Origin of the sequence: Amycolatopsis sp. NBC_00348 (genome assembly GCF_036114655.1) — a bacterium.
Taxonomy (GTDB): Bacteria; Actinomycetota; Actinomycetes; order Mycobacteriales; family Pseudonocardiaceae; genus Amycolatopsis.
This window is the reverse complement of record NZ_CP107994.1, coordinates 985488-998582: the sequence shown is the minus strand read 5'-3', so window position 1 is coordinate 998582 and position 13095 is coordinate 985488. Positions and strand designations below refer to the sequence as shown.

The 13095-nt window shown below is 72.0% G+C and carries 12 protein-coding genes; 5 read left to right on the top strand and 7 right to left on the bottom strand.

What is annotated here, in order from left to right; translation table 11 throughout:
- Positions 1–114: 114 nt before the first annotated feature.
- The 6 genes from OHS58_RS04815 to OHS58_RS04790 all read right to left on the bottom strand — a co-directional run bounded on the left by OHS58_RS04815 (position 115) and on the right by OHS58_RS04790 (position 9003).
- Positions 115–1590 carry a flavin-containing monooxygenase gene (locus OHS58_RS04815; RefSeq protein WP_328647267.1) on the bottom strand — a complete coding sequence of 492 codons (1476 nt, stop codon included), beginning with the start codon at positions 1588–1590 and terminating at the stop codon, positions 115–117.
- Positions 1591–1672: 82 nt separating this feature from the next.
- A complete protein-coding gene (locus tag OHS58_RS04810) occupies positions 1673–4051 on the bottom strand; it encodes a polysaccharide lyase 8 family protein (protein ID WP_328647266.1) in 2379 nt (792 codons plus the stop codon).
- 155 nt (positions 4052–4206) lie between these two features.
- Entirely contained in the window at positions 4207–5661 is a 1455-nt protein-coding gene (locus tag OHS58_RS04805) for an aldehyde dehydrogenase (NADP(+)) (RefSeq protein WP_328647265.1), read from the bottom strand.
- 15 nt (positions 5662–5676) lie between these two features.
- Positions 5677–6807 carry a hypothetical protein gene (locus OHS58_RS04800; RefSeq protein WP_328647264.1) on the bottom strand — a complete coding sequence of 377 codons (1131 nt, stop codon included), beginning with the start codon at positions 6805–6807 and terminating at the stop codon, positions 5677–5679.
- Between the two features lie 4 nt (positions 6808–6811).
- On the bottom strand, positions 6812–8068 hold the full coding sequence (locus tag OHS58_RS04795; protein WP_328647263.1) for a glucarate dehydratase family protein: 1257 nt from the start codon (positions 8066–8068) through the stop codon (positions 6812–6814).
- Positions 8068–9003 (bottom strand): 5-dehydro-4-deoxyglucarate dehydratase, encoded by a 936-nt coding sequence (locus OHS58_RS04790; protein ID WP_326952101.1) that lies wholly within the window; start codon positions 9001–9003, stop codon positions 8068–8070. The genes OHS58_RS04795 and OHS58_RS04790 overlap by 1 nt, the downstream gene beginning before the upstream one ends.
- Before the next feature lie 266 nt (positions 9004–9269).
- On the opposite strand from OHS58_RS04790, the gene OHS58_RS04785 reads away from it, so the two are divergent.
- The 4 genes from OHS58_RS04785 to OHS58_RS48680 all read left to right on the top strand — a co-directional run bounded on the left by OHS58_RS04785 (position 9270) and on the right by OHS58_RS48680 (position 11512).
- Positions 9270–10079 carry an IclR family transcriptional regulator gene (locus tag OHS58_RS04785; protein WP_326951126.1) on the top strand — a complete coding sequence of 270 codons (810 nt, stop codon included), beginning with the start codon at positions 9270–9272 and terminating at the stop codon, positions 10077–10079.
- Positions 10080–10105: 26 nt separating this feature from the next.
- Positions 10106–10912 carry an NAD-dependent epimerase/dehydratase family protein gene (locus OHS58_RS04780; protein WP_326952100.1) on the top strand — a complete coding sequence of 269 codons (807 nt, stop codon included), beginning with the start codon at positions 10106–10108 and terminating at the stop codon, positions 10910–10912.
- A 146-nt stretch (positions 10913–11058) separates the two neighbouring features.
- Positions 11059–11205 carry a hypothetical protein gene (locus tag OHS58_RS04775; protein WP_326952099.1) on the top strand — a complete coding sequence of 49 codons (147 nt, stop codon included), beginning with the start codon at positions 11059–11061 and terminating at the stop codon, positions 11203–11205.
- Positions 11206–11230: 25 nt separating this feature from the next.
- Positions 11231–11512 (top strand): response regulator transcription factor, encoded by a 282-nt coding sequence (locus OHS58_RS48680; protein WP_442875517.1) that lies wholly within the window; start codon positions 11231–11233, stop codon positions 11510–11512.
- A gap of 271 nt (positions 11513–11783) precedes the next feature.
- Here the strand turns inward: OHS58_RS48680 and OHS58_RS04765 are convergent, their stop codons facing one another.
- Complete coding sequence (locus OHS58_RS04765) at positions 11784–12401, bottom strand: TetR/AcrR family transcriptional regulator (RefSeq protein ID WP_328647262.1); 618 nt, start codon at positions 12399–12401, stop codon at positions 11784–11786.
- Between the two features lie 67 nt (positions 12402–12468).
- Between OHS58_RS04765 and OHS58_RS04760 the strand changes: the two genes are divergently transcribed.
- The gene (locus OHS58_RS04760; RefSeq protein WP_326952097.1) at positions 12469–13095 is read left to right on the top strand and encodes an MSMEG_1061 family FMN-dependent PPOX-type flavoprotein; all 627 of its coding nucleotides are present in this window, start codon (positions 12469–12471) and stop codon (positions 13093–13095) included.

Below are 13095 nucleotides of genomic sequence, written 5' to 3'. Positions count from 1 at the left end.
GGTTCCGGGGCCCGATCCGTTGCCGTCACTTCGGCAGTAGCGCCCCGGGCTGGATCGCCGAGGTGAGCACGAAACTGTCCGCCGGAGTGCCTCCGCTGCCCGAAACGCGAGGCCTCAGCGGGAAGCCGACGCCGGGGAGTCCGCGCGGCCGAAGCGCATCACGCCGTCGTCCAGGCGGTTGAAGCGCATGTCCGTGAAGTCCAGCAGGTAGTTCTGGCGCATCATCCAGGGCCGTCGGCCGCCCTGCTTCGGCAGGTCGGCGGCGGCCCTTTTGACGTACCCGGACGCCAGGTCGACGATCGGGCGCGGGCGGCCCGCGCCCGAGGCCGCCGCCGCGTCCGGGGTGCATGACACGAACCCGCGGCGGTCCAGGTGTTCCAGCAGGCGGCAGACGTACTGGGACGTCAGGTCCGCGCGCAGCGTCCACGAGTTGTTCGTGTAACCCACGCACCACGCCAGGTTCGGGATGCCGCCGAACATCATGCCCTTGTACGCCCGCTGCTCGCCCGGCTCGATCTCGCGGCCGTCGACGCTCAGCGTGATCCCGCCGAACGCCATCAGCCGGAGCCCGGTCGCCGTCACGATGACGTCCGCGGGCAACTCGCGGCCGGATTCCAAGAGCACGCCGCCGGGAGTGAACCGCGCGATCCGGTCGGTCACGATGTCCGCCTTGCCCGAACGCAGCGCCTGGAACAGGTCCGCGTCCGGCACCAGGCACAGCCGCTGGTCCCACGGCGCGTAACCGGGCACGAAGTGCGGGTCCACCGGGATCGACGCCGGCAGCTGCGCCGCCACCCTGTCACGCAGCGTCCGCGACGCCCAGTCCGGCAGCCGCCGCATCAGCTGGAAGAAGAACGTGCCCATCACGACGTTCTTGCCGCGCACCACCCGGTGCGCGAGGTTCTCCGGCAGCAGCGCGCGGATCCGGTCGGCGAGCGCGTCCCGCCCCGGGCGCGCCACGATGTACGACGGCGACCGCTGCAGCATGGTGACGCGCGCCGCGCGCGGGGCCATCGCCGGGACGAGCGTCACCGCCGTCGCGCCGCTGCCGATCACCACGACCTGCTTGCCGTCGTAGTCCAGCTCGGCCGGCCACTGCTGCGGGTGCACGATCTCGCCCGCGAACTCGGCACGCCCCGGGAAGTCGACGACGTGCCCGCCCGCGTAGTCGTAGTAACCGCTGCACAAGTACAGGAACCGGCAGGTGAACGTGGCGCCGTGCGCGGTCGACACGGTCCACCGGGCTTCGGCGGAAGACCACGAAGCGCCCACCACCCGGTGGCCGAACCGGATGTGCCGTTCGATGTCGTAGGCAGCAGCCGTCTCGCGGACGTAGCTCAGGATCGACGGCCCGTCGGCGATCGCCTTCGCGTCCTTCCACGGCCGGAACGGGTAACCGAGGGTGAACATATCCGAATCGGAGCGGATGCCCGGGTACCGGAACAGGTCCCAGGTTCCGCCGATCGTGTCACGCGCTTCGAGCACGGCGTAACTCTTGCCCGGCAACCGTTCCTGGAGCCGGCAAGCCGCGCCGACGCCGGACAGGCCGGCGCCCACGATCAGGACGTCCACGTGCTCCGCGCTGGTCATGAATTCCAGCGTAACCGAGGTGCGGGCCCCGCCGGGCCAGGTCGGGACACCGGCCCGGCGGGGAGACCTACATCAGCAAGGCCTACGGCAGCGGCACGACCTTCGTCGCGCCGAAGCTGCCCTTCAGCGGCACCACCACGGACTTCCCGCGCACCGTCACCGTGACGCTGTCCTGCGTCTGCGTCGGGTCCGACACCGCGAGCTGCCTGCCCCAGCCGCACCGCCCGATCGCCACGGACGCCGGCCCGGAGACGCGGACGTCGCCGACCGAACCCGCCGCGAAGAAGTTCGCCAGCAGGGTGTCGCCGACCTGGACCGCCTGGACCGTCGCGGTGTTGGCCCGCACCTGCCACGCCGAAAACCCCCCGGCCGCGGCGACCGTGCCGAGGACCGACGCGCCGGGCAGCACCGCGTACGCGTACGTCGCGTTCACCGGCTTGATCCCGTGCTCCAGCACCAGTTTCTGGTACCGGCGCGTGTTCGGCGTCGTCGTGCCCTTGGTGTTGGCGCCGGTGTCGATGTCGCGCCACGCGCCCGTGCGGTCCTCCCGCAACGCCGTCACGGAAGCGTCGTCGAGCAGCACGTACCCGCTGACGTTCTCCAGGTGCAGCCACTTCGGCCGCCGCAGCGCGGAGGCCTTCCCGAGGTCGGTCGCGACGCGCCGGAAGTCCGCGGTCAACGTCCCGCGCCCGCCCTCGCCGAGGTTGCGGTTCTCGATCGTCGTGCGCACCGCGGCCGCCGACGTGCTGGTGATCCCGGCACCCAGGCAGACGATCCCGGACGGTGTGAAGAACCAGGACTTCTTGCCGGTCAGGGAACCGTCCCAGGACTTGAAGTCGAACGCGTAGGCGCCGTGCTTGTCGTCCCAGCGGACGCCGCCGGTGTGCGGGTTCGGGCCCACCGGCACGTTGCCGAACGCCGGGTCGACCGGGCCGGCGTTCTCGGTCGTGCCCGGCAGCAGCAGCGGGTCGACCGTCGGCCAGTACGCGTCGGTGTAGTGCCCCTTCGCGTTCGGCACGAACGTGTAGAGCACGCCGTCGCCGACGTGGTAGCCCTTGAGGTTCTGGCCGTTGATGGACTCGTAGCGGGAGATCCGCGTCGAGCTGACGCCCAGGGACGCCGTCCAGGCCTCGGTGACGTGCACCATCCGGTCCTGCTGGCCGAAGGTCCGGTGCGTGGCCGTCGTCCGCGCCGGGCGGGTGTGGGCCGCCAGCATGTCCTGGGCGAACTCGATGCCCGGCGTCGCCACGAGGTCGGGTCCCGGCGCGAACCGCTCGGGGTCCGGGATCTTGAGGAACGGCGCGTACGTGCCCTCGGTGATCCACTTCGCCGCGAGCGCGTTGAGGTCGGTCTTGGTCTTGCCCGACGCGGTGCGGGCCAGCACCAGCGTCGCCACGGTCAGCTGGTGGCCGATGTCGTGCCCGGTCTCGCCCTGGCGCGACAGCATCCGTCCGCGCACCGGCTCCACCAGCGCGCCGGCGTAGACGAACGGCGCGAACGCGTCCGCGACCAGCCCGTAGATCTTGTCCTTCAACGGCTGCGGGAGCGCGAACTCGGTGCCCTGCGTGACGTGGATGGCGCCGGCCAGCGCGGTGAGCAGCACGATGCCGTAGTGCCCGGGGTACGGGATGGTGTCGTGCTGGATGAACGAGCCGTCGACGTGGAAGCCGTCGCCCGCCGCGCGGTCCAGCCGCGCGACGACGCTCGCCGCGCCGCCGCCCGCGACGTCGGTGAGCGCGTCGATGCCGGTCTTGATCCACGCCGTGTCACCGATCAGCGCGCCGGCGACGATCGAGATCAGGCCCTTGTCCGCGCGGTTGGCGCCGGTCTCGACGAGCGCCGTGTTGTTCGCGCGGACGTTCGGGTTGCCCACGAACCGCTTGATCGGGCTGACGTAGCGGGCCAGCTCGTCGGCGGTCAGCTGGTCGGCGACCACCGACAGCGTGTGCAGGACGTAGTACGGGACGCCGATCTCGTAGGTGTACCAGTTGCCGATCTCGCCGACGTCCGGGTTGTACTGGCTCGCGTAGATCAGCTCCAGCGCCGCCTTGATCCGGGCGAGCACGGCCGGGTCGCCGGACAGCGCGCCGCCCGGGGTGCCCCAGTCGACGGCGATGGCGCGCAGCCGCGCGTACATCGACGTCGTGTAGTCGCTGCCGGGGCCGAGCGGCAGGTCCGTCCACAGTGGAGCGCCACCGCCCGCCACGGACAGGCTGTCGTTGTACGCCTTCGCGACGCGGCTCAGGTTGGCCAGCGCCGCGGTGCGTTCGGGCGAGGGCCGGTTGATGCCGCTCTGCAGCTGCCGGTAGGCCGCGACGATCGGCGCGGTCGCGGCGGGAACGCCACTCGCCGCGGCCACCGGGGTGGCAGCCGACGCGGCGAACGCCGGACGGGTGAGGAACACGGTGGAAGCGGCCGCCAGGGCGCCGCCGCGCAGGGCGTTTCTCCGGTTCACGGGCATGACAATGCCTCCCAGGATCAAGACATCCTTGGCTTGCGGGGATGGGGAACGGAAATGCGGTCGTGCGGCGGCGTGGGTGGAGCGCCCCCGGCACTTTCACGTGAAAGTGCCGGGGCCAGGTGGGCACTTTCACGTGAAAGTGCCGCGTTACGGGGTCAGCGGGTTCCGTCGGTGCGTCGGGGCAGCTGCCAGGGGTTGGCCTCCTGCAGGGGTTCGGGCAGTAGCGCGTCCGGGAAGCCCTGCCACGCGATCGGGCGCAGGAAGCGCTCGATCGCGGCGGTGCCGACGGACGTCGTGGTCGGGGCGGTCGTGGCCGGGTACGGGCCGCCGTGCTGCTGGGCCCAGCTCACCGTGACGCCGGTGGGCCAGTCGTTCCACAGCAGCCGGCCGGCGATGCGGGCCAGAGCCGGCAGCACCGGCCGGATCCAGTCCGCGTCGGACTCCTCGCCGTGGATCGTGGCGGTGAGCCCCGGTTCGATGACGTCGAGCAGGCGCAGCAGCTCGGCCTGGTCGGCGTAGGTGACGATCAGCGACGCCGGCCCGAAGCACTCCTGGTGCACGGCCTCGCCGCCCTCGAGGAACTGCTTGCCGGTGGTGGCGAGCAGCGTCGGGGTGAACGCGGGCGCCTCGGACGGCGACGCCGACACGACGTCGACCCCCGGGACCTCGCGAAGCTTCGCGAGCGTCGAGGCGTACCCGCTCGCGATGCGGTCGTTGAGCATCGGCTGGGGCGCCGCGCCTTCCAACGCCGAGCGCAGCGTCTCGGTCAGGCCGTGCTCCTCCGGCAGGAACAGCAGGCCCGGCTTGGTGCAGAACTGGCCGGCGCCGAGGGTGAACGACCCGGCGTAGCCCTTCGCGACGGCCTCGCCGCGGGCGGCGATCGCGCCCTCGGTGACGACGACCGGGTTCACGCTGCCCAGCTCGCCGTAGAACGGGATCGGCCGCGGCCGCGCGTTCGCGATGTCGAACAGCGCCCGCCCGCCCGGGATCGACCCGGTGAACGACGCCGCCGCGATCCGCGGGTCCTTCAGCGCGGTGACGCCCTCGTCCTGGCCGAAGATCACGTTGAACAGGCCCGCCGGGGCACCCGCCTCGAGCAGCGCTTCGCGCACGATCAGGCCGGTCTGCGCGGACAGCTCCGGGTGACCCGGGTGCGCCTTGAGGATCACCGGGCAGCCCGCGGCCAGCGCGGACGCGGTGTCACCGCCGGCGACGCTGAACGCGAACGGGAAGTTGCTGGCCGCGAACACCAGCACCGGGCCGATCGCGGTCTTGACGCGCCGGATGTCCGGGCGCGGGCCCATCGGCCAGCCGGCGTCGGCGTGGTCGACGGTGGCACCGAGGTACGCGCCGTCGGTGAGGGACTCGGCGAACAGCCGCAGCTGGAACGTCGTGCGCTTCAGCTCGCCGGCCAGCCGCGGGGTGGCGGGCAGGTGCGTCTCGGCGTGGGCCAGCGGGACCAGCTCGCCGGCCGCGGCGTCGAGCGCGTCGGCGACCGCGGTCAGCCAGCGGCCGCGCTCGGCCGGGGTGGCCTCGGCGGCCGGACGGGCGGCTTCGGCGGCGGCCGCCAGGATCTTCTCGAGCGTGGCGGCGTCGGTGGCCTGGCTCATTTCGGGAACAGCTCCTCAGTTCTCGTGGGCGGCGGCGGTGGCGGTGTCCAGGTCGCGCCAGCGGCCCGGACCGGCCAGTCCGAGGTGGTACAGGTGCAGCTCGGCCGCGCCCGCCTTGGCGAGCTCGCCGACGTAGGCGGCGATGTCGGGCACGGGGGCGGCCGCCACGGCGGTGATGTAGCTGCCGATCGCCACCCGCTCCGGCAGGGCCTCCCTGGCCGCGGCGACGGCGTCGGCCCCCGTCGCGGGCGCCCAGCCGAAGAGTACGACGGAATCGGCGTCGTCGATCGCGCCCGGCGTGAGGCCGGGCAGCGCGCCGGTGACCCAGGGGTCGAGCGCGCCGTGCAGCACGATCCGGGTGCCCGCCGGGAGCGTGGCCAGCACGGCGGCCCGCAGCAGGTCGGTGGCCTTCTGTCTTGTAAACAGAAGATCCTGACGAAGCGAATCAGGCAAAGCGTCGGCCGTGACACCGAGGTCCCCGGTGGCGACGAGCCGCCGCACCTCCTCGACGAGCTGGGCCCGGACGGTGTCCGCATCGACGTCCCACGAAGAAGCGCACGCGTCGCAGCAGCAGATCGACAGCAGCCGGGCCACCGCGGGCGCCCAGACGCCGTCGGTCTTCTCGTGCTGGTGCTGGTGCACCGCGCCGAGCGGGCCGCACGCCTCGAGGACCACCGACGACAGCTCGAGCCCGGCGACGGCTTCCGCGGTCATCGCCGCGGCGTACTCGCGCACCGCGGGCTGTGACGGGCACAGCGCCCACGGGTAGACCTCGCCGAAGCAGTTGCGCACGGCGACGTCCGGGTGCGCGTACCCGAGCTGCGAGTTGTGCGTCAGCACGATCCACGCGGCGGCCGGGATCCCGGCTTCGTTGAGCAGCCGGACGGCGTCGCCGCCGGAGTCCGGAGCCGTGCTCCAGTCCGGAGTGGACGGACGCAGCGAGCCCCACGCGTCCGGGCGCACCGGCCGGTGGAACGCGGCGTGCCGCGCCACGACGGCCGTGCGTGACGCCGACCAGGGCGTCGCCGCGCGGGTGCTGTGGTACGACAGCGCCACGGCCACCTCGTCGACGCCGAGGCCGCGCGCGCGGTCGACGAACCCGTCCTCCAGGACGTCCCACGGGTAGGCGTATCCGGTCACCTTCACCGGGTCACCACCTCGCCGTGTTCGGCTCGAAACCCTCGACGTACTTGCGCATGTAGGTCACATCGTCCCGTTTGGTCTGTCCACATCGGACGTAGTTCTCGTGCAGCTTCGCCAGCGCGTCCTCGTCGAGCGTGACGCCCAGCCCTGGCGTCGCCGGCACCGCGACGGCGCCCTCGCGGAACTCCAGCACGCCCGGCTCGATGACGTCCTCGACCTTCCACGGCCAGTGCGTGTCGCAGGCGTAGGTCAGGTGCGGGGTCGCCGCGGCGACGTGCACCATCGCGGCCAGGCTGATCCCGAGGTGGCTGTTGGAGTGCATCGACAGGCCGACGCCGAAGCTCTCGCACGTCACCGACAACGACTGGGTGGCGCGCAGGCCGCCCCAGAAGTGGTGGTCCGACAGGAGAACACCGATGGCGCGCGCCCGGAAGCCGGGCTCGACGTCGCCGAAGTTCACCACGCACATGTTGGTGGCCAAGGGCATCGAAGCTTCCGAAGCGACCCGCGCCATGCCCTCGATGCCCGGCGTCGGGTCTTCGAGGTACTCCAGGACGCCGTCCAGCTCGGCGGCGACGCGGATGCCGGTCTCCGGCGTCCACGCGGCGTTCGGGTCGATCCGCAGCGGGTGGCCGGGGAACGCCTCGGCCAGCGCGCGGATCCCGTCGACCTCCTGGGCGGGCTCGTAGACGCCGCCCTTGAGCTTGATCGAGCGGAAGCCGTACTCGTCGATCATCCGCTTCGCCGAGCCGACCAGGGTTTCCGGCGTGGTGATCTCGCCCCAGGTGTCCTCGCGGCCGTCGACGTGCCGGCCGTACTTGTAGAACAGGTACGCGGAGAACTCGACGGCGTCGCGCGCCTTGCCGCCGAGCAGGTCGCTCACCGGGCGGCCGAGCAGCTGCCCCTGCGCGTCCAGGCAGGCGACCTCGAACAGCGAGTACACGCTGGCGACGGTCTTGCGGATGGAGAACCCGCCGATCAGCCCGTGCGCGTCGGTCAGCACGGTGCCCGACAGCGCCTGCGCGACGAGCCGCTGCAGGCCGGGCAGGTCGAAGACGTCGTGGCCGCGCAGCCGCGGCAGCACCTTGCGCACCTCGCCGAGGAACGCTTCGTCCCCGTAGGACTCCCCGAGCCCGACGATCCCGTCCTCGCACCTGACCTGGACGATGCCGCGCAGCGCGAACGGCTCGTGCACGCCCATGACGTTGAGCAGCGGCGGGTCGGCGAACGCGACCGGGGTCAGCACCACATCGAGGATCTTCATCAGCTCAGCGCCTTCAACGTCGTGAAGCCGTCCTCCACGACCTTCTGCAGCCGGTCGATCTGCTCGGGCGTCGGCTCGACCAGCGGCGGCCGGACCGAGCCGACCTTGTCGCCGCGCAGCCGGGCGGCGGCCTTGACCAGCGACACGGCGAAGCCGGGCGACTCGTCGCGCAGCGCTACCAGCGGCAGGTAGAACCCGGCCAGCAGGGTGTCCATCGTCGCGTTGTCGCCCTCGGCGAGCGCGCGGTGGAAGCGGTGGGCGATCTCCGGCGCGAAGCAGTGCACGGCCGAGGAGTAGCGGGCGACACCGATCGCGGCGTACGCCTTGGCGGACATCTCCGCGGTCGGCAACCCGTTGAAGAACAGGAAGTCCCGCGCGCGGTCGGTGTCGAGCGAGCGGATCGTGGTGACGATCCGGGTCATCACCTCGACGTCGCCGTAGCCGTCCTTGAGGCCCACGACCGAGGGGATGTCGAGCAGCGACGCCGCGGCCGGCGCGGTGAACACGCCGGTGCCGCGGTGGTAGACGATCACCGGCACGGACGTGTCGCCGACGGCGTAGCGGACGAAGTCGACCAACCCCGCCTGCGGCCCGGAAACCAGGTACGGCGGCAGCAGCAGGACACCGTCCGCGCCGCCGGCCTCGGCCGCCGCGACGCCGGCCCGCGCCGCCGCGGCGCCACCACCGGCCCCGACCCAGACCGGCACGCGGCCGGCGGCCACCTCACGGGACTTGGCGAGCACCGCGGCGTGCTCGGCGGGCGAGAGCGAGCTGAACTCGCCGGTGCCGCACGCGACGAACAGCGCACCGGCGCCGGCCGCGATGTGGCTCTCCACGTTCTCCGCGAGCGCGTCGAGGTTGACCTCGAGGTCCTCGGTGAACGGGGTGAGGGGGAACGCCAGCAGGCCGTCCAGCGCGATCTCGGTCTGTGCCATCAGTTTCTGCTCTCTCGTCCTTTTGTCGGTTTCGGCCGGATGGTGGCCGGGTCAGGTGGGCACGGTCGTACCCGGCGCTGCTTTGCGGTGCCGCACCGGGCTTCCCCTGCCTCCGTTGTACTCGAGCGTCTCCGCCGGCACATGAACGAGCATATTCACATCCATGAACGGGATCTGTTATAGTGATTATGTTCATCCATAAGAACGCTGTTCGGGACGCTAATATGGCCGGAGTCACAAGTCAACGGCCGGACGGAGGCGCGAAAATGCCGCAAAAGGTGGCCAACCCGGCGGCGACCGACGGTGCGCCCGCCGAGTCGTCAGGGGTGAAATCCGCGCGCCGGGCGGTCGATCTGATCGAAACCTTCGCGGCGAACGACGTCTGGCTCTCGCTCTCCGATCTGCACGCGCGCACGGGGTTCCCGCGCTCGTCGCTGCACGGCCTGCTGCGCACGCTCCTGGAAGCCGGCTGGCTGGAGGCGGACGCCAACACCGCCCGCTACCGGCTCGGCGTCCGCGCGCTGATCTGCGGCACGGCCTACCTCGACCGCGACGCCGTCGTCCCGTTCGCCACCGAGGCCCTGGAGCGGATCCGGGAGAAGACCGGCTTCACCGCGCACTTCGCGCGCCGCAACGCCACCGAGGTCGTCTACCTGGAGACGCGGGAGTCGCAGCGCTCCACGCACCTCGTCTCGCGCGTCGGGCGCACGCTGCCCACGCACGCGACCGCGCTGGGCAAGGCCCTGCTGGCCGAGCTGACGCACGAAGAGATCGAGGCGCTGCTGCCGTCGACGCTGATCCCGCTGACCCCGAACACCATCACCTCGCTCGAAGCGCTGCACGCCGAGTGCGCCGCGACCCGCGAACGCGGGTACGCCGCCGAGATCGAGGAGGGCACGCTGGGCGTCCGGTGCGTCGCCGCGGTGATCCCCTACCGGATCCCGGGCACGGACGCGATCAGCTGCTCGATGCCCATCTCCCAGGTGACCGACGCCGACGCCCAGCGCGTCGGCGAGTTGCTGGCGGAGACCACCGCCGAGCTCGGGCAGCAGCTGCGCCGGGCCGGAATCCGCTGACCGCCGCCCTTACGGAAGGAAGTCCATTGACGGACCAGCGTGTGCTCATCACCGGGTCGGCGGGTGTCGTCGGCACCCTGATGCGCCCCCGCCTGCGGCGCCCCGGCCGGGTGCTGCGCCTGCTCGACGTGGCCCCGCAGACGGCGTCGGACGCCGCCGAGGAGGTCGTGACGGCATCGGTCACCGACGCGGCGGCGATGGCTGCGGCGTGCGAAGGCGTCGACGCGTTGATCCACCTCGGTGGCCACAGCCGCGAGAACTCGTGGGCCGCCACCCTCGACGTCAACATCGACGGCACCCACACGGTGCTGGAGGCCGCTCGCGAAGCCGGGGTCAAGCGCGTGCTCCTGGCGTCGAGCAACCACGCCGTCGGCTTCCGGCGCAACGACGACGACCTGCCCGCGGACTCCTCGCCGCGCCCGGACACCTACTACGGCGTCAGCAAGGCCGTGATCGAGGCGCTCGGCAGCCTGTACCACTCGCGGTTCGGGATGGACGTCATCGTGATCCGCATCGGCTCGTGCTTCGAGACGCCGTTGCCGCTGGGCCCGCGCGGCCTCACGACGTGGCTGTCCCCCGACGACGGCGCGCGGCTGTTCGAGGCCTGCCTCGCCGCACCGTCGCCGGGTTACCGGCTGATCTGGGGCGTCTCGGACAACACGCGCCGGATCTACTCGCTGGCCGAAGCCGAGGCGCTGGGCTACAAGTCCCTGGACGACGCCGAGGTCTACGCGGAGCAGCTGGCGTCCCGCCCCGCCCCCACGGGCGCGGCGGCCGAGTTCGTCGGCGGCCCCTTCTGCACCGCCCCGCTGGGCGAGTTCAACCCGCTCTGAGCCGTTGTCCGTGAAGGCCTCCTTCCCGGCTCTTACGGCCGGAAAGGAGGCCTTCACGGCTTTGGCGTCGCACGCGCGGGCCCCGGAAGCCGCGCTCCGCGGGCACCCCGGACGCCGCGACCATCCGCGACACCACGCTCGCCCAGGTGCGGCCCGGCTCGATCGTGCTGCTGCACGCGATGTACGCGTCCCGCGAGCCGACGCGCCAGGCGCTCGGGCCGATCCTCGACGGGCTCAAGCAGCGCGGCTTCCGGTTCGTGACCGTGTCGCAGCTGCCGGCAGCACGACGCTGACGACCCATTCGCCCTCGTGCGGCCCGTGGCTCAGCTCGCCGCCGGCCGCCGCGGCCTGTTCCGCCAGCCCGGCCAGGCCGTAACCGCCGCCCGCGCGGCGGCCGCGGCGGCGCTGACCGCGGGCGGCACGCTGACCCCGCGCGAGCGCGACGTGCTGGAGCTGCTGGGCGAAGGACTGTCCAATCGCGACATCGCGGCCCGGCTGCGGCTGGCCGAGCGCACGGTGAAAGCGCACGTCGGCAACATCCTGGCCAAGCTCGGCGTCACCAGCCGGACCCAAGCCGCCCTCGCCGCCCGCGACAGCTAGGCGCTGCCGGAGCAAGTCAAGCTCGCGGTCTTCGCGCCCAGGCGGCCCATCGAGCAGACTCACTCCGGCAGCGCCTGGGCGGTGCCGGGCCCGCCCCTGCGCGGGCCCGGCACCACTCCCCGTCCGCCCTCAGGCCCCCCGGCCTTGCTGAGGACGTGCACGCACTCCCCGCGTGCACCTGTGAAACTTCCGGCCACCGGCGAGCATTACGTCAGGCCGCGTGCCCTCCCCCGCGCGGAGGAGGACGAAAGTCTTGGACGCTGTTCAGGAGCTAGCCCCTGAGGTAGCGGGTGAGCATGCCGACCAGCTCGTTCTCCAGCCGGTCGATGTCCACCGGCTCCCGCGACGCGACGAGCTGGTGCACGACCAGCTCCAACGTCGTCACGACCAGCTTCGCGGCCGTCGCGGTGTCGGTGACCCCGACTTCCGGGTGCCGGTCGAACAGGTCGCGGGCGAAAGCGATCCGGGCCTGCTCGTACCGGCCCACCTTCTCCAGCAGCTCCTGCGAACGGGGCGCCTGCTCCAGCAGCAGGCGCAGCAGCTGCGGGTCGTCGAGGTGGTGCTCGATCACCAGGTGCACCAGGGCGCGGACGATCTCGTCGAGCGAGCCGGTCAGCTCGTGGCGCTGCTGCCAGCCGGTCGACTCCTCCCCGGAATCCAGGTGCCGGATCAGCAGTTCGGCCAGGATCGCGTCCTTGTTCGGGAAGTACTGGTAGAGCGAGCCGATGGAGATCCGGGCCCGCTCGGCGATGCGGTTGGTGGTGCCCGCGGCGTAGCCGTGCTCGGCGAAAACGTGAGCAGCCGCGGTGAGGATCCGCTCCCGGGTGAGCTCGGCGCGGACCTGGCGGGGCTGTTTACGTGGCTGGATGCGGCGCGGGTCCGACGGCACGGCTCCTCCTGTCGCGCTCCCCAAAAGCGAGTAGCGCCAGATCCGAATGATTGCTCATAATTGTGTCATGACCAGCACAAACATGCTGCGCCGAGTCTCCATGGCCGAGGTGCGGGCGCGGCTTGGCGAACCCGAGGCGATGATCGAGGCCAAGATCCTCGGCCACGTCGACCGGCACGTCCGCCGCTTCATCGCCCACTCCCCCTTCCTCACCCTCGCCACCGCCGACGCCGCGGGCCGGGCCGACTGCTCGCCCCGCGGCGACTACCCCGGCTTCGTGAAGGTCCTCGACGAGCGCACGCTCGCCATGCCCGACCGCGCCGGCAACAAGATCGCCGACTCCTTCCGCAACATCGCCGAGAACGACGGCGTCGGCCTGCTGTTCTTCGTCCCCGGCGTGCGGGAAACCGTGCGCGTCAACGGCCGCGCGTACGTCACCGACGACCCCGACGTGCTCGCCCGGATGCGGACCGAGGCGAAGGAGCCGGACCTGGCGATCGTCGTCGAGGTCGAGCAGGTGTTCTTCCACTGCGGCCGCGCGCTGATCCGCTCCCGCCTCTGGGACCCCGCGAGCCAGGCCCTGGCCGAAGAACTGCCGTCGGCCGGCGAGATCGTGTCCGACCAGCTCGGCGTGGACGTCGACCCGGCGCAGTTCGAGGCCATGCTCGAAGCCGGCTACCGGAAGCTGTACTGA

Coding starts and splice junctions, on each gene's coding strand:
- OHS58_RS04815 (WP_328647267.1), bottom strand. CDS start 1,590: ATGACCAGCGCGGAGCACGTGGACGTCCTGATCGTGGGCGCCGGCCTG.
- OHS58_RS04810 (WP_328647266.1), bottom strand. CDS start 4,051: ATGCCCGTGAACCGGAGAAACGCCCTGCGCGGCGGCGCCCTGGCGGCC.
- OHS58_RS04805 (WP_328647265.1), bottom strand. CDS start 5,661: ATGAGCCAGGCCACCGACGCCGCCACGCTCGAGAAGATCCTGGCGGCC.
- OHS58_RS04795 (WP_328647263.1), bottom strand. CDS start 8,068: ATGAAGATCCTCGATGTGGTGCTGACCCCGGTCGCGTTCGCCGACCCG.
- OHS58_RS04790 (WP_326952101.1), bottom strand. CDS start 9,003: ATGGCACAGACCGAGATCGCGCTGGACGGCCTGCTGGCGTTCCCCCTC.
- OHS58_RS04785 (WP_326951126.1), top strand. CDS start 9,270: ATGCCGCAAAAGGTGGCCAACCCGGCGGCGACCGACGGTGCGCCCGCC.
- OHS58_RS04760 (WP_326952097.1), top strand. CDS start 12,469: ATGACCAGCACAAACATGCTGCGCCGAGTCTCCATGGCCGAGGTGCGG.